Genomic DNA, 516 nt, shown 5'->3' with positions numbered 1-516 from the left:
TTTATGTCGCCAGTATCGAAACTCAACGTTCGGCGGCGCGCTTCCGCTATCTGATTTCACTAACCAAACTATTAGCATTAAGCAGTGAAATGAACAGCTTCGAACAATATCAAAATACCGCTTACGCCCCAGCGAAAATATCCAAAGAGGTTAAATAAGTCATGGCAGCAAAATCTTTAAAACCCGTTCTACTTTCAATTTGCGCCTTGGGTGTGGCTTCTTGGGTTGGCTATCAGTTTTACCAAGCTTATCAGCCAGAACCAGTTCGCTTACAAGGTTTGATTGAAGCTCAGCAATACAGCATTTCATCGAAAGTCCCAGGTCGCATCGACGAAGTGATGGTTCGCAAAGCCGATGATGTTGAAAAAGGCCAGTTAATTTTTACGCTTCACATCCCAGAAATCGAAGCGAAACTGGAACAAGCAAAAGCTGGTGAAAAAGCGGCAGATGCACTAGCGCAAGAAGCAGAGAAAGGTGCACGTGAGCAACAAATTCAAGCCGCGAAAGACCAATGGC

Annotated in this window: 1 protein-coding gene and 1 pseudogene; both read left to right on the top strand. The window is 44.8% G+C overall.

What is annotated here, in order from left to right; all coding sequences use genetic code 11:
• Positions 1–158: pseudogene (locus tag R7Z49_RS27635) on the top strand (TolC family protein); the annotation flags it as partial.
• A gap of 3 nt (positions 159–161) precedes the next feature.
• Positions 162–516: biotin/lipoyl-binding protein (locus tag R7Z49_RS27630; protein ID WP_318112849.1), on the top strand; the 355-nt coding region annotated here is incomplete at its 3' end.

Origin of the sequence: Vibrio sp. 1562 (assembly GCF_033340155.1) — a bacterium.
Classification (GTDB): Bacteria; Pseudomonadota; Gammaproteobacteria; order Enterobacterales; family Vibrionaceae; genus Vibrio; species Vibrio alginolyticus.
The sequence above is the reverse complement of the archived record's forward strand: the minus strand, read 5'-3'. Positions and strand labels throughout refer to the sequence as shown.